The sequence below is a fragment of the Mitsuaria sp. BK037 genome, assembly GCF_014193045.1.
Classification (GTDB): Bacteria; Pseudomonadota; Gammaproteobacteria; order Burkholderiales; family Burkholderiaceae_C; genus Roseateles.
The window spans coordinates 594,770-618,378 of sequence record NZ_JACHYS010000003.1 but is presented as its reverse complement, the minus strand read 5'-3'; the positions used below and the strand labels follow the sequence as shown (position 1 = coordinate 618,378).

The following is a 23,609-nucleotide window of genomic DNA, read 5'->3' as shown; positions in this document are numbered from 1 at the left end:
CTCCTTCGGTTGCAAGAGGGAGGGACCGTTGAAACGGCCATTGGCTGGCTGGTTCAGATACTGGCTCGCACTTCTCGTTCTACCGGGAGGCCGACGCGAGAACCATTACTTTCATTGGTCAATTTGCCCACTGAGATAAGTCAGTGTTACCGCCTCCAAAATCGCTACATGGCCAATCGGAAGATTTCTACCGCGACCGACGTCCGGACTTCGGAATACGCCGCTCCTTGGGCCGATTGGATCGGCTTTGAATCGGAGGCAGCACACGAGCGGCGTGTCCGTTTGGAGGATCCGTTTGCGGCGGCCCCATTTCTGGAAGCGCTCATCACGCAAAGCAGCGAAGGCGATGCCAAAGCCGCATACACGATGTATTCGTTCGCTCAATTCACCGAGCGTCGTGGGCCTTGGGCAGTGATTTCCAGCTTCGACCAGCAGGGCGCCATGGCCCCGAAGAATTGGACTCCGGAACACAAGGAAAACTGGATGCGGATCGCCGCTCGAGGCGGCTATTGGATTGCCGCTTTCGCTGCGCTGAATACCGCGGATCGACTTCCCGACGGCGACCCGCGACGCCCCGCGTTGATCGAAGACGCGATGAAGGGTTTGGAACTTGCGGTTCGCGCAGGCTCCTTGGAGGCGTTGCAAGCACTCGCCATGAAGTTGCAGTCCGGCGAGCAGGTGGCCAAGGACTTACCTCGTTCCTATGCCTATCTGCAGGTGGTCGCCCTTGCCGCCCCCGAAGGCAACGAGTACTGGGACCAATGTGCAGGCAAGGTCAGGGCGCTGCTGAACGAGGAAGACCTCCGCAACGTCCGCGTCATCCAGCAAGAACTCGCCGCGGCTCTCTCCCAGGGAACGGGCCGCCTTCAATAAAAAAACCCGGGCAAGCCCGGGTTCTTCGAGGGGGCGAACCCATCCGGGTTCGCAAGGGTGGCGCTCAATGCACCCCGTGCATCAGCTTCTTCATCCACGGGCTCAGCAGCATCAGCAGCACGCCGGCGGCGGCCGGGATGATGGTGAAGATCAGGAAGAAGGTCGACATCGAATAGGTCGACGAGATCGCGTCGATGTAGGAGCCCGTGGCGCCCGCGATCTTGTTGGCGATCGCCGCGTTGACGAACCAGACGCCGAACATCAGGCCCAGCAGCCGCGCCGGCGCCAGCTTCGAGATGTAGGACAGTCCCACCGGCGACAGGCACAGCTCGCCCATCGTGTGCAGCAGGTAGGCCAGCGTCAGGAAGATCATGCTGACCTGCGCCGTCTTCGCGCCCGCCGGAATGCCCGACGCGCCATACGACAGCGCCGCGAAGCCCAGGCCCAGCAGCACCAGGCCGACGCCGAACTTCACCGGACCGCTCGGGTTCCAGTGACGCTCCCACATCTTGCTGAACATCGGCGCCAGGATCACCAGGAAGAAGGAGTTCAGCACCCCGAACCAGGTGGCCGGAATCTCCGATTGCTCCATCTGGAACTCGCGCCCCAGCATCCACAACGACAGCCCCCAGATCAGCGCCAGCGCCACCACCAGCAGGCCGTTGGACAGCGCGTACTTGCCTTCGGTGCTGCGGGAAAGCTTGACCAGCAGCCAGCTCAGGATCGCCACCGGGATCAGCGTCATCAGCGAATTGACGATCTTGAACACCAGCCCGCTGGTGCCCACCAGCGCGCGGTCGGTGTAGTCCGCCGCGAAGATGGTCATCGATCCGCCGGCCTGCTCGAAGGCGAACCAGAAGAAGATCGTGAAGAACGAGAACACGCCGATCGCGATCAGGCGGTCACGCACGATGTGCGCCGGCGTGTCGTCCAGCGGCTCGCTCGCGTCCACCATCGGCGCGTCCTTGCTTGGCGCGCCGCCGATGTCGCCGAAGATGCCCTGGCCGAACCAGAACTGCAGCGCGCCCAGGATCATGAAGATCGCCGCCAGGCCGAAGCCGTAGTGCCAGCCGATCTTCTCGCCGATGTAGCCGCACAGCGAGATGCCGAAGAACGCGCCCGCGTTCACGCCCATGTAGAACAGCGTGTAGCCGCCGTCGCGCTGGCCCTCGTTGTCCTTCGAGTACAGCTGGCCCACGATCGCCGAGATGTTCGGCTTGAACAGGCCCGTGCCCAGGATCACCAGCCCCAGGCCGACGTAGAAGGTCGCCTTGGTGTCGAAGAACAGCGCGATGTGGCCGGCCGCGATGATGAAGCCGCCCAGCACCACCGAGCGCCGCGTGCCCAGCATGCGGTCCGCGATGTAGCCGCCGATGATGGGCGTCAGGTAGACCAGCATCGTGTACCAGCCGTAGAGGCTGGTGGCTTCCTCGCGGGTCCAGCCCCAGCCGCCCTTGGTCGTGGCCGAGATCAGGTACAGCACGAGCAGCGCCCGCATGCCGTAGTAGGAGAACCGTTCCCACATCTCGGTGAAGAACAGGACGAACAGGCTGTTGGGCTGGCCGAGGATGGTCTGCCGCGCTCCGGGAGTTTGAATTGTGTTCAAACGACGCTCCGTGATGGATCGCTGAGGGATCGATGACCCGGCGCTCCGGGTCACGGGAAACCGCGTTCCAGGGATCAGAACGCGTTTGCCGCTGGTCCAGGCCCCGGACCGGTCGATCCCTTGGGGCCCGCCAGCGGCAGGCGCGCCATTGTCAGCGAAAGGTCAGCTTCAACCGCCGCCTCGGGATTAGGGCTCACCCTAGGTCGCGCGGACCTTCCCCAGCGCCCTCGCACGGCGTCCATGGCCGGTTCACGCCGCGTCGACGGCTCAGGGGCGCTCCTCGCGCAGCAGACGCAGGCCGTTGAGCACCACCAGCAGGCTCGCGCCCGCGTCGGCCAGCACCGCCAGCCACAACGAGCCGATGCCCGCCAGCGTGAGCGCCGCCACGATCGCCTTCAAGCCCAGCGCCACGACGATGTTCTGCTTGAGCACGGTCGCCACCCGCTCGGACAGGCCGATCAGCTCCGGCAGCTTGCGCAAATCGTCCTGCATCAGCGCGATGTCGGCCGTCTCCAGCGCGGTCGCGCTGCCGGCGGCGCCCATGGCGATGGCGATGTCCGCACGCGCGAGCGCCGGCGCGTCGTTGACGCCGTCGCCGATCATCGCGACCGGCCCCTGTTCATCGGCCATCCGCGCGATCGCGTCGAGCTTGTCCTGCGGCAGCAGCGGCGCGCGCACCGCGTCCTCCGGCAGGCCGAGCCGGCCCGCCATCGCCACCGCGCTGGCACGCTGGTCCCCGCTGAGCATCGTCAGCGCCAGGCCGCGAGCGCGCAGCGTGCGCAGCACCTCGGCGGCCTCGGGCCGTGGCGTGTCCGACAGCGCCAGCAGCGCCAGCGTCTGCGGGCCGCGCATCAGCCAGACCAGCGTGTGGCCCTGCGCCTGCAGCGAACGGGCCGCCGATCGCGCCTCGTCGTCGACGGCGCCGCGCTGCTCGGCCAGCCGCTCGTTGCCAAGGGCAAAGTCCTGCCCCTCCAGCTGCGCGGTCAGGCCCAGGCCGGGCAGGTTGCGCAGATGCTCGACCGGCTCCAGCGCCGTGCCCAGCCGCTGCGCATGGGCCGCGACGATGGCCTGCGCCAGCGGATGCGCGCTGCCGGCGTCGAGCCGCGCGGCCAGGTGCAGCGCCTGGTCGACGCTCACCGACGGGTACAGCGGCTGCACCGCCGCCAGCTGCGGCCGGCCTTCGGTCAGCGTGCCGGTCTTGTCGAAGGCCAGGGTCTTCAACTGCCGGGCGCGCTCGAGGTACAGCCCGCCCTTGATCAGGATCCCGCGCCGGGCGGCCGCGGCCAGGCCGCTGACCACGGTGACCGGCGTCGAGATCACCAGCGCGCACGGGCAGGCGATCACCAGCAGCACCAGGCCCTTGTAGACCCAGTCGCCCCAGGCGCCCAGGCCCAGCAGCGGCGGCAGCACCGCCAGCGCGACCGCCACCAGCACCACCGCCGGGGTGTAGACGCGGGCGAAGCGGTCGATGAAGGCCTGCGTCGGCGCGCGCTGCGACTGCGCCTGCTGCACGGCCGCGGCCATGCGGTCGAGCAGCGTGTGGCCCTTGTCCGCCGTCACCGCCATCTCCAGCAGGCCGTCGCCGTTGATGCTGCCGGCCAGCAGCGTGTCGCCGGGGGCCTTGTCGACGGGCATGGCCTCGCCGGTCAGCGCGGCCTCGTTCAGGCTGGAGCGGCCGCTGAGCAGCCGGCCGTCCAGCGGCACCCGCTCGCCCGGCGGCACGCGCACCCGCGCGCCGATCGCCACCTGCGCCGCCGGGACGGTGGTCCAGCGTCCGTCCTCGCCCTGGACCTGCGCGGTCTCCGGCGCCAGTTGCGTCAGCGCGCGGATCGCGTCGCGGGCGCGGGCCAGGCTGAGGCTCTCCATCATCTCGGACAGGCCGAACAGCCACACCACCATCGCCGCCTCGGGCCACTGGCCCAGCACGATGGCGCCGATCACCGCCAGGCTCATCAGCAGGTGGATGTTGAGCGTCACGCTCTTGAGCGCGATCCAGCCCTTGCGCAGCGTCGGCAGGCCGCCGAGCAGCATGGTCGCCATCGCCAGCGCGATCACCAGCGGGCCGGATTCGTCGAAGCCGGCGAAGGCCAGCGACTCCGCCGCGATCGCGGCCACGCCCGCCAGCGCCATGCGCCAGCGCAGCCCGGTCGAGATCGCCGGCGGCGGCGCGGGTGGCGCTGCGGCGGTGTCGACGGCCTCGGCGCTCATGCCGGCGGCCGAGATCGCCGCGCGCAGCGGGGCGTCGTCGGGCAGGCGGTGGTGGACGTCGAGCAGGCGATTGATCAGGTCGAACTCCAGGGCGACCACGCCGTCCTTGCCCTGCAGCTGCTTGCGCAGCAGGCCCTCCTCGGTCGGGCAATCCATGCCGGCGATGAAGTAGCGCTGCCGTGTCGTCCCGGCCAGGGCCTCGGCCGAGACCCGCGGCGCGGGCTCGACGGCCATGTCGTCGTGGTCGTGGTCGTGGCTATGACCGTGGTTGTGTCCGTGGTCATGCGCGTGAGCATGTCCGTCCCCGCGTCCTTGATCGTGGCCCTGACGGGTCTGGCTCGCGGGCGCGGGCGCCGGGTGACCGCAGCAGCCGCCGCAGGACGCCGCCGCGGGCTCGGGCGCGGCGGGACGGTGATCGTGTTCCTGATGTGCCATGGGGGTGGATTGGATAGTCTGTAGCCGCTCCAAGGTCAAGCGGCTATCCTGCCCGGCATGCGAATCGGCGAACTGAGCAAGTCCACCGGCGTGGACATCGAAACCATCCGCTTCTACGAGAAGAGCGGCCTGCTGCCGCCGCCCGCGCGCAGCGAGAACGGCTATCGCGACTACGCCCATGCCCATCTGGAGCGGCTCGCCTTCATCCGGCACTGCCGCGCGCTGGACATGTCGCTGGCGGACGTCGCGCTGCTGCTCGACAGCCTGGGCAGCCGCGACCCCGAGGCCCTGGTGCAGGTGGATGCGCTGGTCGCCTCGCAGCTCGGCAAGGTCCGCGCCCGGCTCAAGAGCATGCAGGCGCTGGAGGCCCAGCTGGTCGCGCTGCAGAAGCGCTGTGACGCCGACCATGACCACCACGCCTGCGGCATCCTTGAGGAACTCGTGTCGGCAGCGCACGGCGAGGCCTGCGCCTGCCACCCGGACCTCAAGGCGCCAGCGGCAGCGCGGCCCGCGTCAGCCGGTCCCGCAGGCGCGGCACCGCGAAATCGATGAAGGCTCGCAGCTTCAGGGGCAGGCGGCCCTGCGGCGCATAGACCAGGTGCACCGGCCGAGGCGCGGCTTCGAAGTCCTCGAGCACCAGCCGCAGCCGCCCCGCGCGGACGTCCTCGTTCACCTGGTAGGACAGCGCCCGCACCAGCCCTGCGCCCGCGCGACCGGCGTCGAGCGCGGCATCGATGGTGTTGACGCTCAGCCGAGATCGGAAGGCGCCAGTGCGCGCCACCCCGTCCTGGCGGAACGGCCAGACACCGCCGGTGGACACGCTCTCGAACGAAATCACGCGATGCCGCGCCAGTTCGTCCGGCGTGGCCGGCGCGCCGTGCGTGGCAAGGTAATCCGGCGCCGCGCAGACCACATGCCGGACCTCGCCGACCCGCGTCGCGATCAGGCCGCTGTCGGGCAGGGCGCCGATGCGCAGCGCGACATCGATCTGGTCGTCCAGGAAACGGGTGATGCGGTCGGTGAGCTTCAGGTCCACCGCGACGTCCGGATAGGCCTCCAGGAAGCCGGTCACCGTCGGCAGCAGGTGCAGGCGGCCGAACATCACCGGCGCGGTGACGATCAGGTCGCCTCGGGGCTCGGTGTATTCGCCGGCGGCGGCGCGCTCGGCCTCGTCGAGCTGCTCCAGAATGGCCTTGGCTGCTTCCACATAGGCCCGGCCCGCGTCGGTCAGCTCCAGCCCCTTGGCCGACCGGATCAGCAGCGCCGCGCGCAGGTGCTTCTCGAGGTCGGCCACCTTGCGGCTGAGGGTCGCCAGCGGCAGCCCGAGGCGACGGCTCGCCTTCGACAGGCTGCCGGCTTCCACCGCGGCGATCAGCATCGCCATTGCATCGAATCGATCCATCGGGTCCAGCGTGCGACAACCCTCCCGGATTTCGAGAGGCTTGCTCCCGATCCTAGCGGCTTCCCGTGAAATCCGGGAAGCAAGAGACTGGCGCCATGCCTTCCGACGCGGGTCGCCGACCCCGGGAACGGCGCCAGGAACCGTCATGAGCACCGCCCACGTCCCCGCTCACGTCCCCGCACAAGCCTCCAACCCGGCCGCCGGAGCCTTCGCTGCCCCGGCCGCCGCGGTCTTCCACCGCCACGCCACCGTGCTGGGCCGCCAGGTCTTCTATCGCGAGGCCGGCGACCCCGCCGCCCCCACGCTGCTCCTGCTGCATGGCCTGCCGACCAGCAGCCGCATGTTCAACCCGCTGATCCCGCTGCTGGCGGACCGTTTCCACGTGATCGCGCCCGACTACATCGGCTTCGGCCATTCGGACGCGCCCTCGCCCGAGGACTTCGACTACAGCTTCGACCAGCTGGCGGCGCATGTCGCCGGCCTGGTGGACATGCTGGGACTGAAGGCCTACACGCTCTACATGCAGGACTACGGCGGCCCGATCGGCTTCCGTCTGTTCCAGCAGCGCCCGGAGCAGGTGACCGGCTTCATCATCCAGAACGCCAACGCCTACCTGGATGGCGTGGGCGACGAGGCCAAGTCGGTGCTGCAGCCGCTGTGGGCCGGCCGCACCCCGGCGACCGAAGCGCCGGCGCGCCACCTCATCAGCCTGGAGGGAACGAAGTGGCACTGGCTGGTCGGCGCGCAAGACCCGGCGCGCATCGACCCGGACCACTGGCTCATCGACCAGGCGCTGCTGGACCGCCCCGGCATGCAGGAGGCCCACCTCGACCTGCTGGAGAACTACCGGACCAACGTGGCGCTCTACCCCGAATGGCAGGCCGCCTTCCGCCGGCATCGCCCGAAGACGCTGATCGTCTGGGGCCAGCACGATCCGATCTTCGTCCCGGCCGGCGCGCGGGCCTACCTGAAGGACCTGCCGGACGCGAAGCTGGTCTGGCTGGAAGGTGGGCACTTCGTGCTGGACGAGCATGCGCCGCGGGTGGCGGCCGAGATCCGCGCGACCTTCGGCTGAGCCTCAGCGCGGCATCGAGCGCGCGAACTCCTCCAGCCGCCGGCGCAGTTCATCCCGCAGCTGCCGCAGGGCCGGCGACAGCTGCGCGCGACCCGGCACGACGAGATGCAGCGGCGACGGGTCGCCGCGCCAGTGCGGATGGACGTGGACGAGCTGCCCGCTGGCGAGTTCCTGGGCCACGTCCGGCCACGACTTGTAGGCGATGCCCAGCCCGGCGAGCGCCCAGCGCTTGACCACCTCGCCGTCGTCGGCGACGCGCCGGCCGACCAGCGGCAGGTTCACCGGCTCGCCGGCGATCGACACCGGCCAATGCGTAGGCACTTCGCCCGCGCGCAGGTAGCGCAGCGCCTCGTGGCGCGCCATGTCCTCGGGCGAGGTCGGCAGGCCGTGCAGCGCCAGGTAGTGCGGCGCGGCGACGAGCACGCGGCGGCAATCGGGCAGCAGCGGCAGCGCGACCTGCGCGTTGCCGGCCGGCGGCCCGTAGCGCACGGCGGCGTCGACCGGCCGGCGCAGCAGGTCGGTCAGCGGGTCGCCGATCTGCAGGCGCAGCGTCAGCGCCGGATGGCGCTCCTGGAACTGCTCCAGCCACGGCAGCAGCACATGACGGCCCAGGTCCGAGGGCACGGTCAGGTGCAGCACGCCGCTGAGCGCCTCGCGTCCGGCGAGCGCCTCGTCCCGCCCGTCGGTCAGGGCGCGCAGCGCCGCCCGCGCATGCGGCAGGTAGCGCTGGCCCTCGCCCGACAGCCGCAGGCTGCGCGTGCTGCGCACGAACAGCGGAAAACCGAGCTGCTCCTCCATCCGCTTGAGCGCCGCGCTGGCCGCGGCCGGCGACCAGTCCAGCGCCTTGGCCGCCGCCGTGAGGTTGCCGAGATCGGCGATGCGCACCAGCAGTTCGAGGTCGGTGATCCGGGTCATCGTTCGATTTTCTTTGAAAAAGCTTCGACCGCCACCCGGCTCAACTGGCCGGCCATCGCTTCCAGACTGGCGACCATCAAACAACCTGGAACGACGATGACCGCTTCCCTTCTCCCTTCCACCGACCTCTTCACCCCGTTGACCCTCGGCCCGCTGACGCTGCCCAGCCGCGTCGTGATGGCGCCGATGACCCGGGCGCGCAGCTCGCAGCCCGGCAATGTGCCCAATGCGCTGATGGCCGCGTACTACGCGCAGCGCGCCAGCGCCGCGCTCATCGTCAGCGAGGCCACGCAGGTCTCGCCCCAGGGCCAGGGCTACAGCTTCACGCCGGGCATCCACAGCGAGGCACAGGTCGAGGGCTGGCGCCTGGTGACCCGCGCCGTGCACCGCGCCGGCGGCCGCATGGTGCTGCAGCTCTGGCATGTGGGCCGGATGTCGCATCCGGTCTTCCACGACGGCGGCCTGCCGGTGGCGCCGTCCGCGCTGTCGCCCGAGGCCCAGGTCTGGGTCGCCGACGAGCACGGCGTCGGCCGCATGGTCGATTGCCCGGTGCCGCAGGCGCTGACGACCGACGGCATCCGCGCCATCGTCGACGACTTCCGCCGCGCCGCCGCCAACGCGATGCGCGCCGGCTTCGACGGCGTGGAGGTCCACGCCGCCAACGGCTACCTGATCGACCAGTTCTTGCGCACCACCTCCAACCATCGCGACGACGCCTACGGCGGACCGCGCGCGCATCGCCTGCGCTTCCTGCTGGAGGTCGTCGACGCGGTGGCCGCCGAGGTGGCGCCCGAGCGCATCGGCGTGCGGGTCGCGCCCTACATCACCGCCCGCAACATGGCCTGCCCGGACATCATCCCGACCATCCTCGAGGCCGCCGCCGAGCTGTCGCGCCGCGGCGTGGGCTACCTGCACCTGGCCGAGGCGGACTGGAACGACGCGCCCCAGGTGCCGGAGGACTTCCGCCGGGCGCTGCGCCGGGCCTTCGCCGGCCGGATCATCGTCGCGGGCCGCTACGACGCCCCGCGCGCCGAGGCGCTGCTGGCGTCGGGGCTGGTGGACCTGGTCGCGTTCGGGCGGCCGTTCATCGCCAATCCGGACCTGCCGGCCCGGCTCGCGGGCCGCCTGCCGCTGGCGAGCTTCAACGGCCAGGCGCTGTTCGGCGGGAGCGCGGCCGGCTACAGCGACTACCCCGCGATCACCGCGACCTGACCCCCCGTCCTCCCCATTCGTGACGGAGTCGGCGCTTCCCTCGCCCGGCAGGGGGAGGGGCGGCCCCCGGGCTTCAGCCCGGCGAGGGATGGACGATGTAGAGTCCGGGCCGCCCGCGTTACAACTTTCAGACATGTCGAGCGCGGCCGGTCCTCCCTCCGCTCACCGCGCCCCTTCATGCGTGTCTGTTCACTGTCATCGGTCAAGAACCGCATCGTCCTCGGCCAGCCGCTCGCCTTCAGCGTGCGCGACGCCGACCGGACCTTGCTGCTGGCGCGCGGGCAGGTCATCGCCGACGAGGCCCAGCTCCGTGCGCTGATGGGCCGCGGCGCGCTGGTGGAGGTCCACGAGCTGACCGAGGCGATGCGCCAGCCGCAGCCGACGCGCTCGCCCGCCTACCTGCGCGACCGCCTGCCCGAGGAATGGGACCGCGGCATGCAGGACGTGCGCAATGCGCTGTCCGCCACGCCCGACCGCATGGCCGAAGCGCTCGACGGCGCGACGACGCTGCTGCTCTCGCTGATCGACAGCTCGCCCGAGGTGGCGCTCGCCCAGGTGGTGCGCCAGCCCGGCACGGGCACCGGGCATTACGGCGTGACGCACTCCCTGCACGCCGCGACCGCCTGCCAGGCGGCGGCGCGCTACCTCGGCTGGGGGCCGGAGGACCAGCGCCGGGCCTTCCAGGCCGCGCTGACGATGAACCTGGGCATGCTGGACCTGCAGGCGCGGCTGTCCAGCCAGGTGTCGCCGCTGACCTCGATGCAGCGCGACGCCATCCATGAGCATCCGATCCGCAGCGTCGAGATGCTGAGCGCCGCCGGCATCGACGACCACGACTGGCTGGAAGCGGTGCTGCAGCACCACGAGACGCCGGACGGCCGCGGCTACCCGCACGGCATCGGCGACATCGGCGAGCTGGCCGAGATGCTGCGCTACGCCGACGTCTACACCGCGCGGCTGAGCAGCCGCGCCAACCGGCCGGCGATGAGCGCGGCGCAGGCCGGCCGCGAGCTCCACCAGATGGCGGCGCAGAGTCCGCTGGCGGCGGCGCTGATCAAGGCCTTCGGCATCTTCCCGCCCGGCAGCCTGGTGCGACTGGCCAGCGGCGAGGTCGGCCTGGTCGTGCGCAATGGCGAGAAGGCGCATCGCCCGATGGTGAGCGTCTTGACCAACGCCAATGGCGAGCCCCGCCACACCCCGGTGCTGCGCGACAGCAGCCGCGACGACCACGCGGTGGTCGCGCTGCTGCCGGCCCACGCCGCGCCGATCCGCCTGTCCGACGAGCGCATCGCGACGCTGATCGCCGGCGCCTGAGGCATCGCCGGTCGGGCACCGGCTCACTCTTGCTTTCCGCCCACCCCGATGGGTGGCACCTGTCGGGGGCCGCCTTCCTATGGGTGGACGCCTTGGCGCGCCCGCCCGCGCAGACTGCGACCCGTTCGATCAAACGGGGGATGCATGTGAGGCGCGAGCTGGAACTGAAGTCGGGAACGTGGCGGGCGGTGGTCGCGCCGGCCCGGGGCGGGCGGCTGCGCTGGCTGGGCCAGGCGCGGCCGGGCGGCCACGAGCCGTGGCTGCGGCCGCTGATCACCGAGCGCGGCGCGCTGGTGGGCGGCGCGGCGGCCCGGCTGGAGGCGCCGACCGCGGTGGCCGAGGGCATGGACGCCCTGGTCCCGGACCCGATGACCTTCGACCAGCCCTGGCAGGTGACCCAGCAGTTGCCGGACCAGGTGACGCTGATGCTGCATCCCGGCCGCTCGGCGCCCGGCACCTGGGGCTTCCAGGCGAGCCAGACCCTGCGGCTGGACGAGCATCGGCTGGAGTGGTCGCTGTCGGTGCGCAACCTGAGCCGCATGCCGCTGCCGGCGCGCTTCGGCTGGCTGATGCACTTCCCCGAGGATTTCGCCGACGCCGCCTGGCTGGACGACACCATGGACCTGGTGCGCCGCATCGAGCGCGGCCGCGTCGAGCTGCGCGAGCCCTGGTGCGGCGTCGCCTCGCTGAGCGGCGCGGGCGGTCGCCTCGTGCTGGCGCGCGCGGCCGCGCCGCTGGACACGCTGCGCTTCGAGCGCCATCCGACGCGCAACTCGGTCCAGCTGGGGCTGTGGACGGCGGACGAGCCGCGGCTGGCGCCGCTGCCGCGCGGCGAGGAACTGACGCTGCGCCTGAGCCTGGACCTGCTGCTGCCGCGACTGCCGCCGCTGCCGAAAGCGCCGTCCGCGGGGCCGCTGATCCTCTGAGCGCGGGCGGCGGCGGGCGGCCCGGCCCCTATACTGCCGCGCGCCGCGCTGCTGCCGCGGCGCCCCCGTTCATGCCGCCGTTGCCGTCCCTCGCCGCCTTGCGGCCCTACCTGCGCGACGCCTTGCGCGACGACCTCGTCGCCGCCGTGGTGGTCAGCGTGCTCCTGATTCCCCAGAGTCTGGCCTACGCGATGCTCGCGGGTCTGCCGCCGCAGGTCGGCCTCTACGCCAGCCTGCTGCCGCCGCTGTTCTACGCGGCGCTGGGCTCCAGTCCCTTCCTGAACATCGGCCCGGTCGCGGTGCTGGCGCTGATGATCATGCAGACGCTGCAGCTGGCGCCGGCCGGCGTCAGCCCCAGTGAGGCCGCGCTGGTGCTGGCCGCCGAGGTCGGGCTGTTCCTCGGTGCCGCGGCGCTGCTGCGCCTGCATGCGCTGGCCGCGCTGCTGTCGGTGCCGGTGCTGCACGGCTTCGAGTCCGGCGCCACCATCGCCATCGCCGCCAGCCAGCTGCCGGTGCTGATCGGCTCGGCCGCCAGCGGCGGCACGCTGCCGGAGCTCTGGCGCTCGCTGAGCGCCCACGGCTTCGACGGGCGCGGCGTCGCGGCGCTGTTCGGCGTCGTCTCGCTGCTGACGCTGGTGGCGGTGCGGCGCCTGCCCAAGGGCTTCGTCTCGCGCATCGCGCCGCTGGCGGTGCTGCTGGCCGGCATCGGCATCGCCTGGGCCTGGGACCCGCAAGGCCTGCCGCGCGTCGGCGAGCTGCCGCCGCTGGCGCTGGTCTTCACGCCGCCGCGGCTCGATCCCGAGCTCTGGACCGCGATGCTGCCCGGCGCGGCGCTGATCGGGCTGCTGGGGTATGTCTCGAGCTTGGCGGTCGCGGAATCGCTGGCGCGCCGGGTCGGGCAGCGCGTCGACGCGCGGCGCGAGCTGATGGGACTGGCCGCGGCCAACCTGGCGGCGGCGGTGTCCGGCGGCATGCCGGCGGCGGCGAGCTTCTCGCGCAGCGTGCTGATGAGCGACGCGGGCAGCCGCACCCGCATGACCGGCGTCTTCGTCGCCGCGCTGATGGGCGTGGTGCTGCTGACGCTCTCCCCGCTGCTGGCCTGGGTGCCCAAGCCGGTGCTGGCGGCCAGCATCATGGTGGCGGTCCTGTCGGGGCTGAAGTTCGGCCCCTATGCCGACGCCTGGCGCTACGCGCGCGCCGAGGCGCTGCTGATGGTGGCGGTCACGCTGCTGGTGGTCTTCGTCGGCATCACCGCCGCGCTGGGCCTGGGCGTGGCCGGCGCGATCGCGCTGCTGCTGCAGCGCAGCGCGCGGCCGCATGTGGCCCTGATCGGCCGCATCGCCGGCACCGAGCATTACCGCAACGTCGAGCGCCACCAGGTCGTGCTCGACCCCGAGGTGCTGGGCCTGCGCATCGACGAGAGCCTGCTGTTCCTGAACGGCCGCAGCCTCGCCGACGTCGTCCAGGCCCACCTGGACACGCACCCGACGACGAAGCGGGTGCTGCTGCAGATGTCGCCGGTCAACGCCATCGACTTCAGCGGCCTGAGCGCGCTCAAGGAGCTGCACGAGACGCTGGAGCGCCAGGGCCGCCGTCTCGACCTCAGCGAGGTCAAGGGGCCGGTGCTGGACCGGCTCAAGGTCAGTGGCTGGGAGTCCTGGTTCCGCGGCCGGCTGTACCTGTCCCACCACCTGGGCATGCAGGACCGGGAAGGGCGCTGATCACTCGCGCCTTCCGGCGTCAATGCACGTCGTTCAGGTGCCCATGCTTGCGCGGGTCCGGCATCAGGAAGCAGACGAGGAAGGCGAACAGGCACATCACCGAGACGTAGACGTAGAACGCGCTCTCGACGTTCGCCGCCTTGAGGCTGAGCGCGACGTACTCCGCCGAGCCGCCGAAGATCGCGTTGCCGATCGCATAGGAGAGCCCGACGCCCAGCGCGCGGATCTCGGGCGGGAACATCTCCGCCTTGATGAGGCCCCCGATGGAGGTGTACAGCGAGACGATGGCCATCGCCACGACGATCAGCCCGAAGGCCGCATAGGGGCTGTGCACGCCCTTGAGCGCCGACAGCAGCGGCCAGGTGCCCAGCGCCCCGAGCAGGCCGAACCACAGCATCGAGGTGCGCCGCCCGATGCGGTCCGACAGGGCACCGAACAGCGGCTGCATGCACATGTAGACGAACAGCGCCGCGGTCATCACGGTGCTGGCCACCTTCTTGTCCATGCCCACGCTCAGCACCAGATATTTCTGCATGTAGGTGGTGTAGGTGTAGAAGGCCAGCGACCCGCCCGCGGTGAAGCCCAGCACGATCAGGAAGGGCTTCATGTGCTTGCTGAACAGCTCGCGCATCGATCCGGCTTCCTTGCGCTCGAGCTGCTCGGCCTTGGCGGTCTCGGCCAGCGAGCGGCGCAGATAGAAGGCGATCACCGCGGTCGCGGCGCCCGCCACGAACGGGATGCGCCAGCCCCAGGCATGCATCTGGGCGTCGGTCAGGGTCTGCTCCAGGATCGCCACCACCAGCACCGCCAGCAGCTGGCCGCCGATCAGCGTCACGTACTGGAAGGACGCGTAGAAGCCGCGCTGTCCGCGCAGCGCCACCTCGCTCATGTAGGTGGCGCTGGTGCCGTACTCGCCACCCACCGACAGCCCCTGGAACAGCCGCGCCAACAGCAGCAGGGTGGGCGCCATCACGCCGATGGTCTCGTAGGTCGGCATGAAGGCGATGGCCAGCGAGCCGCCGCACATCATGAGGACCGAGATCATCATGGCCGTCTTGCGGCCCTGCTTGTCGGCGATGCGGCCGAACAGCCAGCCGCCGATCGGCCGCATCAGGAAACCGGCCGCGAACACGCCCGCGGTGTTGAGCAGCTGGACCGTCGGGTCGCCCTTCGGGAAGAAGGCGTGCGCGAAATAGATCGAGGTGAAGGCGTAGACGTAGAAGTCGAACCACTCGACCAGGTTGCCGGAGGAGGCGCCGACGATCGCCAGGATGCGATCGCGTTTCTCGTGCGGCGTGTAGTGCCCGGGCTGGCCGGACGCCGGCGGCAGCGCGCCGCCGGTCAGGGGAGGAGTCTTGGCAGTCATGCCGGCAGACTACTCCCGCGATGGAAATCCCTCACGTCCGGTTCGGACGAACCGAACGCCACGCGCACCGCGGTCGGGCTAGCCCACTTCGGCGACCGCCAAGCGCACGCCGAAGGCCAGGAACAGCGCGCCGATGCCGCGGTTGAGCCAGCGGCCCAGCGCCTGCGCCCAGGCCTGACCGCGCGCGCGGGCACCCGCGGCGGCACTCGACCAGGCCAGCAGGTGGCACCACACCATGCCGTTCACGTTGAAGATCGCCCCCAGGAAGAGGAAGGCGGCGGCCTTGCTCGGCGCGTCGGCCGAGATGAACTGCGGCACGAAGGCCAGGAAGAACAGCCCGACCTTGGGGTTCAAGACATTGGTCAGGAAGCCCTGCGCGAAGATCCGGCGCAGCGGCAATGGCGCCGGCGGGGGCATGCCTTGGAGGGATCCGGGGGAGCCGCTCTCCGCCGCCGCGGCGCGACGCTTGAAGAGCATCCCCGCGCCGAGGTAGATCAGGTAGGCCGCGCCGAGCAGCTTGACCACGGTGAAGGCCGCCGCCGAAGCGGACAGCAGCGCCGACAGTCCCAGCGCCGCCGCCAGCACGTGCACGCAGGTGCCGGCCCCGATGCCCAGCGCGGCCGCGGAGCCGGCGCGGAAACCCTGGGTGGCGCTGCGCGCCATGATCAGGAGCGAGTCCGGACCGGGTGTCATGTTGAGCAGCAGCCCGGAGGCGATGAACAGGCCGAGGTCGTGGGTACCGAGCATCGAAGGCGTCTCCCGAAAGGCCGACATCATGCCTGCCCCCCGCCCTTTCCCCCGGCGCGGCGGGCGCCATGCGCCATCACGCCCCTTCCGGGGGACGCCGCGCGCGCTGCGCCCGGGAATATCGGCCGCTGCCGGCGCGAATGCCGATTGTTCCGATCTTTTCAACGGAGTGTTGCAAGCGAATGGATTTAAGGGTCAACCCTTATCGCTCATAGTTCAGCCCATCGACACATCGAAACCGCTCCAGGAAATCTCCACCAGGCGACGACTGAAACCTCCGGGCAACCGGCGGAATTCAAGAGAAACCCAGTGGCATCCCAAGCGCAATCGTCGGGTCGAATCCTCCACCCCGTGCCCCTTCGCTGATCGCCCTGGGACCGAAACCGAAAGGAAAGATCATGAGCACCAAGAACATCCTCGCTTCCGTCCTGTTCGCTTCCGCCGCCCTGGTGGCCGGCAGTGCGATGGCCAACGACAACCCCCACACCCAGCCGGTCAACACCCCCAGCGCCGTGAGCCGCGCCGAAGTGCTGGCCGACCTGGAGATCTACCGCGAATCGGGCCTGGCCGCCGTCGAGCAGTCGGAGACCTACGGCTACGACAACGCCCGCCGCGACGCCGCCAAGGCGCGTTACGCCGAACTGCGCAGCTCGCCGTACTACGCGACCCTGGTGAAGAAGTTCGGTGGCAGCGCCCCGGCCACCGCCGTCGCCGGCCGCTGAGCGACTCGTTTCCTGTCCCCTCCTGAGAGAACTCGAACAATAGATTCCTGAGAGCGATTTTTGGGTCAAGGGCTTCGGCCCTGGTCGGCGGCGGTTCTCCGCACTCCACCCTCCTGTCCGTCGCCGACCGCCTATACCCCCCTCGGATGAGCCAACGCTCGCCGAGGGGGTTTTCTTTTGCTTAAGTCGGCTTTAAGTTGAATTCAGAGTGACGCGCGAATCGATACTCGTGTCGATCGAGGAGATATTCAATCGATATTCGCCCCGGCGCGCTGAAACGGGGCACCAGAACGCCGCGCAAAAGGCCGATTCGGATCGGAACGCGCACGACCGTGCGGATTCCCTGAGAATCGCCCGTCGGCCCGCCAGCAGTCCCCCATCTTCCGGGCCGCCAGAGCGAGGGTGTCGATGGACCGGATCGTGCAAATGCGGGCGTTCGCCCGGGTGGTGGAAACCGGCAGCTTCACCAAGGCGGCCGACTCGATGGACCTGCCCAAGGCCAGCTTGACGCGCCTGGTGCAGGCGCTGGAAGCGCGGCTGCGGGTGCAACTGCTGACGCGCACCACCCGAAAGGTGAGCGTCACGCAGGACGGCGCCGCCTATTACGAGCGCACCATGGCCCTCTTGAGCGAGCTGGAGGCCATCGACCAGGGGATGCTCCACGACCAGAGCAAGCCCCGCGGCCGCCTGCGCGTGGACGTGACGACGCTGACCGGCTCGCGGGTGCTGATCCCGGCGCTGGCGGACTTCCATGACCGCTACCCCGACATCCAGATCGCGCTGGGCGTGAGCGACCGCGCGATCGACCTGCTGGTCGACAACGTCGATTTCGTGCTGCGCGTGGGCGCGGTGCAGGATGCCGGGCTGGTGGCGCGGCGGGTCGGACAGATCCAGTTCTGCACCTGCGCCGCGCCGGCCTACCTCCAGAAGCACGGCACGCCGCAGGCGCCCCAGGACCTGGACCGGGAGCCGCACCAGGCGGTGGGCTACTTCTCGTCGCGCACCGGGCGGGTGTTCCCCTTCGTCTTCCATCGCGGCGACGAGCGCGTCGAGATCGAGGGCCGTCGGCGGCTCGACGTCAACGACAGCAACGCCTATGTCGCGGCCGGCCTGGCGGGCCTGGGCGTCGTGCAGCTGGCCCGGTACGCGGTGCAGGACCAGCTCGACAGCGGAGAACTGGTGCCGCTGTTCCCCGAATGGCATCACAACGCGGTGCCGGTCTACCTGGTCTATTCGCCCAACCGCTATGTCTCGGCGCGCATGCGCGTCTTCATCGAGTGGGTGGCGGAGACGCTGGCCAAGAAGGGCCTGGGGCCCGATTGACGCGAGCTCAGACGGTCCCGGCGGGCGCGCCGCCGCTGCGGCCTACCAGCCACGTGACGACCAGCGCCAGCAGCAGCACCCACACCACCACGATCGCGCCGGCCACCTTGAGGTTGCGCGGCAGCCGGCCGCGCTGCGCGGCGGCGCGCTGGCGCGCCCGGGCGATCACAGCCGGCGGCATCAGGCGCAGCACCAGCCAGAAGCCCAGCGGCACCAGGATCAGGTCGTCGAGCAGGCCCAGCACCGGGATGAAATCCGGGATCAGGTCGATCGGGCTGAGCGCGTAGGCGGCGACCGCGATCGCGACGAGGCGCGCCAGCCAGGGCGCCTCCGGATCGCGGGCCGCGTAGAAGACGGTGAGCAGCTCGCCCTTGAGCAGGGCCGCCCAGCGCTTGAGGGATCCGCGTTTCATCCGCGCATCATGCCCTCATCGCGCGAGCGGGGCTCAGTCGGCCCAGATGACTTTCCGGCGCCGGCCGATCCAGTTTTCCAGGCGCGGACCGTAGACCTCGTCGACGCGGTTGCGGCGCACCTTGAAGGTCGGCGTGATCAGGCCGTTGTCGACCGTCCACGGCGTGGCCGTCACGATCAGGCACTCGAGCTGCTCATGCGGGTCCAGGCGCGCATTGACCTTCTCCAGATGGGCGGCCAGTTCCTGCTCCAGCGCGCCGCGGTCGCGCGCGGCGGCCTCGGGCGACAGCATCGCGATGCCCACCGGCTGCGCGAAGTTGGCGCCGGTCACCGCGCAGGCCTCGATCGCGGGATGCGTCGACAGCCGGTCCTCGATCGGCGCCGGCGACACGTACTTGCCCTTGCTGGTCTTGAAGAGATCCTTCACCCGGCCGGTGATGCGCACGCAGCCCGCGAGCGCGCCCTTGTCGGAGATCTCCGCCTTGTCGCCGGTGTGCAGCCAGCCGTCGGCGGTGAGCGTCTCGGCTGTCAGTTCCGGCTGCTTGTAGTAGCCCAGCATCAGCGCCTGGCTCTTCATCTGCAGCTCGCCGGTGATCGGATCCAGGCGCACCTGCACGCCGTCGTAAGCGGGCCCGACGCTGCCGATCTGGTCCTGGCCCGGCACGGTGATGTGGGACAGCGCCAGGTTCTCGGTCATGCCGTAGCCCTCGTTGATCGGCAGGCCCAGCGCGCGGTACCACTTCAGCAGCGCGACCGGCATCGGCGCGGCACCGCCGGCGGCAAACTTGCATTCGTCCAGGCCCAGCGCCTTGAGGATCTTCCTGCGCACCAGCTTGCCGATGATCGGCAGCTTGAGCAGCCGCTCGAGCTTGGGCTGCGGCACCTTGGCCTGAACGCCCTGCTGGAACTTGGTCCACAGCCGCGGGACCGAGAAGAAGACCGTCGGCCGGGCGCGCTGCAGGTCGGCGGCAAAAGTGTCCAGGCTCTCGGCGAAGTACACCGTCATGCCGGTGTGCAGCCAGCCGTGCTCGACCAGCGCGCGCTCGACCACGTGCGCCAGCGGCAGGTAGGACAGCATGCGGTCGGACTCGGTCAGCGGGATGCGCTTCAGGCCCGAGCCGATCGCCCAGGCGAAATTGCCGAACGAGTGCATCACGCCCTTGGGCGCGCCGGTCGTGCCGGAGGTGTAGATGATGGTGGCCAGCTCATCGGCGCCGCGGGTCGGCTTGCCCTTGAGCGGCGGCGTCTCGGCGCAGATCGCGTCCCAGTGGTCGTAGGCGTCCTGCGCGTCCTCCGGCGAGACCGGATAGGAGATGCACGGCAGCCCCAGCGGCACGCCGGGCCGCATGCCTTCCCAGCCGTCGAGCTTGCCGACGAAGAGCAGCTTGGACTCGCTGTGGCTGAGGATCTGGTGGATGGTGTCCGCGGCCAGCGTCGGATACAGCGGCACGCTGACGTAACCGGCCATCCAGATGGCCAGGTCGCTCATCAGCCACCAGGCGCAGTTCTTGGACAGGATGGCGACGCGCGCGCCCGGCTCCCAGCCCTGCTCCAGGCCCAGCGTCTTCAGGTGGGCGGCCATGCGGCGGGCCTGGTCCGCGACTTCCTTCCAGGTGAAGTCCTTCACCACGCCGCCGCCCATCGGCTGGCGCAGCGTGACCCGGTTCGGCGTGTCGAGCTCCCAGGCGTACAGGCGTTGCAACGCGAGGGAATCAGCCGGCAGGCGGGTCGTGGACATCGGGGGTCTCCTTGTTGTGATGGTGCTGAAACCGGACGGAATCAGCGCCGGAGACTACGCCGGCCCGCGCGAGGCAACGAGCGGGTTTCTTCGATGACCGTGATCGACTTGGCACCCTAAACCAGGGTTTCCTTTGGACACGGGGGGAGACGCTCAGCCCTTGGCGGCCGCCGCCTCGAGCTCCGCAGCGACCAGCGCCTCGAGCGCCGGCAGCAGCAGCTCGTCGCCCACTTCTCTGGACACCGGCGCGCCATCGAGCGCCGCGGCGCCTTCGCGCTTGAGCTTGGCGACCCACTGGCCGGCTTCCTTGCCCTGCGGCAGGCCGGTGCTCTGCAGCAGCAGCGTGCCGTCGGCGGCGAGCAGCTTGAAGTAGAAGAGCCCGTCGGACTCGCGGTACTGCTTGAACGCGGGGACGGTCGACTTGGCCTTGACCGCGTGCGCGACCGGCGCGGCCAGCGGCTGGAAGCGGCGCAGGCCGACGGCCTCGCGGGCGCGGGCCAGCAGCGGCGCGGCGATGGCGCGGGCCTTGGCGGCGCCTTCCATCAGGATGGCCTCGATCTTCTCGGGGTTGGCCATCAGCGCGTCGTAGCGCTCGCGCATCGGGCCGATCTCGGCGTCGATCAGCGCGAACAGCTGATCCTTGGCCTCGCCCCAGGACAGGCCGCCGTGCAGCGCGGCGCGGAAGGCCTGGCGCTGCGCCGGCGTGGCGAACGCGTCGTAGATCTGGACCAGGTGCGAGCCCTCGGTCTCCTTGGGCTCGCCGGGCAGCCGCGAGTCAGTCACGATCTTGGAGATCGCCTCGCGCAGCGCCTTCGCGCCGCCTTCGAACAGCGGGATCACGTTGTCGTAGCTCTTGGACATCTTCCGACCGTCCAGGCCCGGCAGCAGCTCCATCTCCTCGTCGATGCTGGCCTCGGGCAGCACGAACAGTTCGGCCTTGAACGTGTGGTTGAAGCGCTGCGCGACGTCGCGCGCCATCTCGATGTGCTGCGCCTGATCCTTGCCGACCGGCACGCGATGGGCGTTGAACATCAGGATGTCCGCGGCCATCAGGATCGGATAGCTGTACAAACCCATCGTGATGCCGGCGTCCGGGTCCTCGCCCGCGGCGACGTTGGCATCCACCGAGGCCTTGTAGGCATGGGCGCGGTTCATCTGGCCCTTGGAGGTGACGCAGGTCAGCAGCCAGGTCAGTTCGGGGATCTCGGGGATGTCGCTCTGGCGGTAGAACACCACCCGGCTCGTGTCCAGGCCGGCGGCCAGCCAGGTGGCGGCGATCTGCAGGCGCGAGGCCTCGATGCGGGCCGGCTCGTCGCACTTGATCAGCGCGTGGTAGTCGGCCATGAAGAAGAAGCTCTCGACGCCGGGCTCGCGGCTGGCCGCGATGGCGCGGCGCACCGCGCCGACATAGTTGCCGAGGTGCAGGGTGCCGGTGGTCGTGATGCCGGTCAGGACACGCAGGGTCATGGGAGCTCGTCGCCGTCGTTTCGCAAAACGGCGATTGTCCCGCAAAGGCGGACCGGCGCGGGCCCCCTCCAATGGCGATGCGTTGGGGGAGGCGCCGGGGAATGCGTGGGGGGACCCCTTGAGGGGGACGCCGGGGAGCCGCGTCAGCCCAGCGTCGCCATCGGCTCGCCCAGGCGCACCGCGCTGCCGGGCTGCCAATGCGCGTTGAACTGCATCGGCAGGTGCTTCGGGAACAGCATCACGACGGTCGAGCCGAGCAGGAAGCGGCCCATCTCGGCGCCACGCTCGTAGCTGAAATGCTCGTTCTCGTAATGCCAGGTACGGGGACGGCCCGGTCTTGGCGGATTGACGACGCCATGCCAGACCGTGGCCATCGAGCCGACGATGGTCGCGCCGACCAGCACCAGCACCCAGGGGCCGAACTCGCCTTCGAAGAGGCAGACCACGCGCTCGTTGCGCGCGAACAGGCCCGGCACGCCGCGCGCGGTGACCGGGTTCACCGAGAACAGGTCGCCCGGCACATGCACCATGCGCACCAGGCGGCCGCCGCAGGGCATGTGGATGCGGTGGTAGTCGCGCGGGCTGAGGTAGATCGTCGCGAAGTGGCCGTCGCGGAACTGCGCGGCCAGGTGCTGGTCGCCGCCCAGCAGCGCCGCCGTCGAATACTGGTGGCCCTTGGCCTGGAAGAGCTGGTCCGCGCGGATCGGGCCGAACTGGCTGATGGCGCCATCGACCGGGCAGATCAGCGGCGCATCCGCCAGCGGGCGGGCGCCGGGCTTGAGCGCGCGGGTGAAGAACTCATTGAAGGTCGCGTACGCCGCGGGATCGGACTCGGCCGCCTCGGCCATGTTCACGCCGTAGCGGTCGATGAAGCGCCGGATCGTCCAGGTCGTGAAGCCGCCCAGTTCCGCGCTCGCCAAGCGCCCGGCCAGGCGCGTCATGGCCAGCTTGGGCATCAGGTATTGAGGCAGGACGGCAAGGCGATCGGACACAGCGGTGGGCCCCCGGAAGGGCGGGAAAAAGGGTGGCGGATTCTAGGCGGGCAAGGAACGGTCCCGCACCCGGGTTGGTCCCGGGCGGCGCGCGTCCCCCGGTACCATCGCGGTTTCCCTCTTCTGCACCCCCTCTGCCCCCCCCCCGATGGCCGCCCCCGAGCACCAGCACAGCTCGTTCTACAAGTTCGTCCGCCTGGACGACACGACCGCGCTCGCCCAGCGCCTGCGCGAGCTCAACCAGACTCTCGGAAACGCCATCGGCGGCAACCTGCTGCTGGCGCCCGAAGGCATCACCGGCGCACTCGGCGGCCCCGTACCGGCGCTCGACGCCTACGAGGCCGCCTTGCGCGCCGAGCCACCCTTCGCCGACCTGCACTTCAAACGCAGCTTCTGCACCACGCGGCCGTTCACGCTGCTCAAGGTGCATGAGAAACCGGAACTCGTGGCCTTCGGACTGGACGGCGTCACCGGCCTGGCCGATTCGCGCGACACCCACGTCTCGCCCAGCGAATGGCGCGAACTGATCCGGCGCGACGACGTTGTCGTGCTCGACAACCGCAACCACTTCGAATTCACGCTCGGCCACTTCGAAGGCGCCGTCGACCCCGGCGTGCGGCACTTTCGCGACTTCCCCGCCTACGTGGAAGCGCACGCCGAAACCTGGCGTCGCGAGGGGAAGACCGTCGCGATGTACTGCACCGGTGGGATCCGCTGCGAAAAAATGTCCGGCTGGATGGCCGAGCGCGGCTTGACGGTGCGGCAGCTCGATGGGGGCATCCTCAACTACTTCGAACAGATGCCCGATGCCGAGGTGGATTGGCGCGGAGAGTGCTTCGTCTTCGACAAGCGCATCGCGATCGACACCCAGCGGAGGGAGACCGATACGACGGCGGAAGAGGTCTATGGGGATGATCCGGCCGAGGCTTGGCGGTTGGCGCGGGCGAGGCGCTTGGATCCTTCGAAAGGCTGATCGACTCCGTTGGGCCAGGCGCGGGCACTCCACGACGCGGGGGGCATCACGTCCGTGAACCCCCCGCATCGTTCCGGCCCCACAGGCACTCGCTGACGGCGGGCCTTGGCGAAGCGGCCGGGGTGGTCGCCGGCGAGGTCTTTCGTGAGCGCGGGACGGGCGCTCGGTGGCGTCGGGCCTTGG

20 protein-coding genes are annotated in these 23,609 nt (G+C 70.2%); 10 read left to right on the top strand and 10 right to left on the bottom strand.

The features are described 5' to 3' along the window. Positions 1–168: 168 nt before the first annotated feature. Positions 169–873, top strand: coding sequence for a hypothetical protein (locus tag FHT37_RS19555; RefSeq protein WP_183483762.1), 705 nt, complete (start codon positions 169–171; stop codon positions 871–873). Between the two features lie 64 nt (positions 874–937). Here the strand turns inward: FHT37_RS19555 and FHT37_RS19550 are convergent, their stop codons facing one another. Together FHT37_RS19550 and FHT37_RS19545 are read right to left on the bottom strand one after the other, a co-directional pair. Next, complete coding sequence (locus FHT37_RS19550) at positions 938–2,479, bottom strand: peptide MFS transporter (RefSeq protein WP_091730114.1); 1,542 nt, start codon at positions 2,477–2,479, stop codon at positions 938–940. A 267-nt stretch (positions 2,480–2,746) separates the two neighbouring features. Beyond that, positions 2,747–4,921, bottom strand: a complete 2,175-nt coding sequence (locus FHT37_RS19545; RefSeq protein ID WP_255489841.1) for a cation-translocating P-type ATPase — start codon at positions 4,919–4,921, stop codon at positions 2,747–2,749. Between the two features lie 258 nt (positions 4,922–5,179). Between FHT37_RS19545 and FHT37_RS19540 the strand changes: the two genes are divergently transcribed. Continuing rightward, the gene (locus FHT37_RS19540) at positions 5,180–5,674 is read left to right on the top strand and encodes a Cd(II)/Pb(II)-responsive transcriptional regulator (protein WP_091730107.1); all 495 of its coding nucleotides are present in this window, start codon (positions 5,180–5,182) and stop codon (positions 5,672–5,674) included. On the opposite strand, the gene FHT37_RS19535 is transcribed toward FHT37_RS19540, so the two are convergent. Beyond that, on the bottom strand, positions 5,607–6,524 hold the full coding sequence (locus tag FHT37_RS19535) for a LysR family transcriptional regulator (protein WP_183483758.1): 918 nt from the start codon (positions 6,522–6,524) through the stop codon (positions 5,607–5,609). The genes FHT37_RS19540 and FHT37_RS19535 overlap by 68 nt on opposite strands. A gap of 145 nt (positions 6,525–6,669) precedes the next feature. Between FHT37_RS19535 and FHT37_RS19530 the strand changes: the two genes are divergently transcribed. Next, positions 6,670–7,599 carry an alpha/beta fold hydrolase gene (locus tag FHT37_RS19530; protein WP_183483756.1) on the top strand — a complete coding sequence of 310 codons (930 nt, stop codon included), beginning with the start codon at positions 6,670–6,672 and terminating at the stop codon, positions 7,597–7,599. 3 nt (positions 7,600–7,602) lie between these two features. On the opposite strand, the gene FHT37_RS19525 is transcribed toward FHT37_RS19530, so the two are convergent. After that, positions 7,603–8,514: a LysR family transcriptional regulator gene (locus FHT37_RS19525; RefSeq protein WP_183483754.1), complete on the bottom strand. Its 912-nt coding sequence runs from the start codon at positions 8,512–8,514 to the stop codon at positions 7,603–7,605. Positions 8,515–8,610: 96 nt separating this feature from the next. Here FHT37_RS19525 and FHT37_RS19520 point away from each other — a divergent pair, with 96 nt between their 5' ends. From FHT37_RS19520 to FHT37_RS19505, 4 genes are all read left to right on the top strand, one after another. Then, the gene (locus tag FHT37_RS19520) at positions 8,611–9,726 is read left to right on the top strand and encodes an alkene reductase (RefSeq protein ID WP_183483752.1); all 1,116 of its coding nucleotides are present in this window, start codon (positions 8,611–8,613) and stop codon (positions 9,724–9,726) included. 177 nt (positions 9,727–9,903) lie between these two features. Next, positions 9,904–11,040, top strand: a complete 1,137-nt coding sequence (locus FHT37_RS19515) for an HD-GYP domain-containing protein (protein WP_091730086.1) — start codon at positions 9,904–9,906, stop codon at positions 11,038–11,040. A 140-nt stretch (positions 11,041–11,180) separates the two neighbouring features. Then, a complete protein-coding gene (locus FHT37_RS19510; protein ID WP_183483750.1) occupies positions 11,181–11,966 on the top strand; it encodes a hypothetical protein in 786 nt (261 codons plus the stop codon). 71 nt (positions 11,967–12,037) lie between these two features. Next, positions 12,038–13,687: a SulP family inorganic anion transporter gene (locus FHT37_RS19505; RefSeq protein WP_183483749.1), complete on the top strand. Its 1,650-nt coding sequence runs from the start codon at positions 12,038–12,040 to the stop codon at positions 13,685–13,687. Positions 13,688–13,706: 19 nt separating this feature from the next. Here FHT37_RS19505 and FHT37_RS19500 read toward each other — a convergent pair whose 3' ends face one another. Together FHT37_RS19500 and FHT37_RS19495 are read right to left on the bottom strand one after the other, a co-directional pair. Next, the gene (locus FHT37_RS19500; protein WP_183483747.1) at positions 13,707–15,053 is read right to left on the bottom strand and encodes an MFS family transporter; all 1,347 of its coding nucleotides are present in this window, start codon (positions 15,051–15,053) and stop codon (positions 13,707–13,709) included. 78 nt (positions 15,054–15,131) lie between these two features. After that, positions 15,132–15,800 (bottom strand): LysE family translocator, encoded by a 669-nt coding sequence (locus FHT37_RS19495; protein WP_183483745.1) that lies wholly within the window; start codon positions 15,798–15,800, stop codon positions 15,132–15,134. A 398-nt stretch (positions 15,801–16,198) separates the two neighbouring features. Between FHT37_RS19495 and FHT37_RS19490 the strand changes: the two genes are divergently transcribed. Both FHT37_RS19490 and FHT37_RS19485 read left to right on the top strand, forming a co-directional pair. Then, on the top strand, positions 16,199–16,522 hold the full coding sequence (locus FHT37_RS19490) for a DUF4148 domain-containing protein (protein WP_221211165.1): 324 nt from the start codon (positions 16,199–16,201) through the stop codon (positions 16,520–16,522). A 408-nt stretch (positions 16,523–16,930) separates the two neighbouring features. Then, positions 16,931–17,845 (top strand): LysR family transcriptional regulator, encoded by a 915-nt coding sequence (locus FHT37_RS19485; protein ID WP_147240047.1) that lies wholly within the window; start codon positions 16,931–16,933, stop codon positions 17,843–17,845. A gap of 7 nt (positions 17,846–17,852) precedes the next feature. On the opposite strand, the gene FHT37_RS19480 is transcribed toward FHT37_RS19485, so the two are convergent. From FHT37_RS19480 to asd, 4 genes are all read right to left on the bottom strand, one after another. After that, a complete protein-coding gene (locus FHT37_RS19480) occupies positions 17,853–18,257 on the bottom strand; it encodes a YkvA family protein (protein ID WP_183483743.1) in 405 nt (134 codons plus the stop codon). 33 nt (positions 18,258–18,290) lie between these two features. After that, complete coding sequence (locus FHT37_RS19475) at positions 18,291–19,994, bottom strand: AMP-binding protein (RefSeq protein WP_183483741.1); 1,704 nt, start codon at positions 19,992–19,994, stop codon at positions 18,291–18,293. Between the two features lie 153 nt (positions 19,995–20,147). Beyond that, positions 20,148–21,461: a tryptophan--tRNA ligase gene (locus tag FHT37_RS19470; protein WP_183483739.1), complete on the bottom strand. Its 1,314-nt coding sequence runs from the start codon at positions 21,459–21,461 to the stop codon at positions 20,148–20,150. A 143-nt stretch (positions 21,462–21,604) separates the two neighbouring features. Beyond that, entirely contained in the window at positions 21,605–22,453 is an 849-nt protein-coding gene (gene asd, locus FHT37_RS19465; RefSeq protein ID WP_091730050.1) for an archaetidylserine decarboxylase, read from the bottom strand. A gap of 148 nt (positions 22,454–22,601) precedes the next feature. Between asd and FHT37_RS19460 the strand changes: the two genes are divergently transcribed. After that, the gene (locus FHT37_RS19460; protein WP_183483737.1) at positions 22,602–23,426 is read left to right on the top strand and encodes a rhodanese domain-containing protein; all 825 of its coding nucleotides are present in this window, start codon (positions 22,602–22,604) and stop codon (positions 23,424–23,426) included. Positions 23,427–23,609 lie beyond the last annotated feature (183 nt).

What these genes read in the sequence shown, in the direction of transcription:
- FHT37_RS19500 (WP_183483747.1), bottom strand. Translation starts at nt 15,053, where the DNA reads ATGACTGCCAAGACTCCTCCCCTGACCGGCGGCGCGCTGCCGCCGGCG.
- FHT37_RS19535 (WP_183483758.1), bottom strand. Translation starts at nt 6,524, where the DNA reads ATGGATCGATTCGATGCAATGGCGATGCTGATCGCCGCGGTGGAAGCC.
- FHT37_RS19490 (WP_221211165.1), top strand. Translation starts at nt 16,199, where the DNA reads ATGAGCACCAAGAACATCCTCGCTTCCGTCCTGTTCGCTTCCGCCGCC.
- FHT37_RS19530 (WP_183483756.1), top strand. Translation starts at nt 6,670, where the DNA reads ATGAGCACCGCCCACGTCCCCGCTCACGTCCCCGCACAAGCCTCCAAC.
- FHT37_RS19510 (WP_183483750.1), top strand. Translation starts at nt 11,181, where the DNA reads ATGCATGTGAGGCGCGAGCTGGAACTGAAGTCGGGAACGTGGCGGGCG.
- FHT37_RS19495 (WP_183483745.1), bottom strand. Translation starts at nt 15,800, where the DNA reads ATGCTCGGTACCCACGACCTCGGCCTGTTCATCGCCTCCGGGCTGCTG.
- FHT37_RS19525 (WP_183483754.1), bottom strand. Translation starts at nt 8,514, where the DNA reads ATGACCCGGATCACCGACCTCGAACTGCTGGTGCGCATCGCCGATCTC.
- FHT37_RS19485 (WP_147240047.1), top strand. Translation starts at nt 16,931, where the DNA reads ATGGACCGGATCGTGCAAATGCGGGCGTTCGCCCGGGTGGTGGAAACC.
- FHT37_RS19540 (WP_091730107.1), top strand. Translation starts at nt 5,180, where the DNA reads ATGCGAATCGGCGAACTGAGCAAGTCCACCGGCGTGGACATCGAAACC.
- FHT37_RS19545 (WP_255489841.1), bottom strand. Translation starts at nt 4,921, where the DNA reads ATGGCCGTCGAGCCCGCGCCGCGGGTCTCGGCCGAGGCCCTGGCCGGG.
- FHT37_RS19480 (WP_183483743.1), bottom strand. Translation starts at nt 18,257, where the DNA reads ATGAAACGCGGATCCCTCAAGCGCTGGGCGGCCCTGCTCAAGGGCGAG.
- FHT37_RS19475 (WP_183483741.1), bottom strand. Translation starts at nt 19,994, where the DNA reads ATGTCCACGACCCGCCTGCCGGCTGATTCCCTCGCGTTGCAACGCCTG.
- FHT37_RS19520 (WP_183483752.1), top strand. Translation starts at nt 8,611, where the DNA reads ATGACCGCTTCCCTTCTCCCTTCCACCGACCTCTTCACCCCGTTGACC.
- FHT37_RS19460 (WP_183483737.1), top strand. Translation starts at nt 22,602, where the DNA reads ATGGCCGCCCCCGAGCACCAGCACAGCTCGTTCTACAAGTTCGTCCGC.
- FHT37_RS19505 (WP_183483749.1), top strand. Translation starts at nt 12,038, where the DNA reads ATGCCGCCGTTGCCGTCCCTCGCCGCCTTGCGGCCCTACCTGCGCGAC.
- FHT37_RS19515 (WP_091730086.1), top strand. Translation starts at nt 9,904, where the DNA reads ATGCGTGTCTGTTCACTGTCATCGGTCAAGAACCGCATCGTCCTCGGC.
- FHT37_RS19470 (WP_183483739.1), bottom strand. Translation starts at nt 21,461, where the DNA reads ATGACCCTGCGTGTCCTGACCGGCATCACGACCACCGGCACCCTGCAC.
- FHT37_RS19555 (WP_183483762.1), top strand. Translation starts at nt 169, where the DNA reads ATGGCCAATCGGAAGATTTCTACCGCGACCGACGTCCGGACTTCGGAA.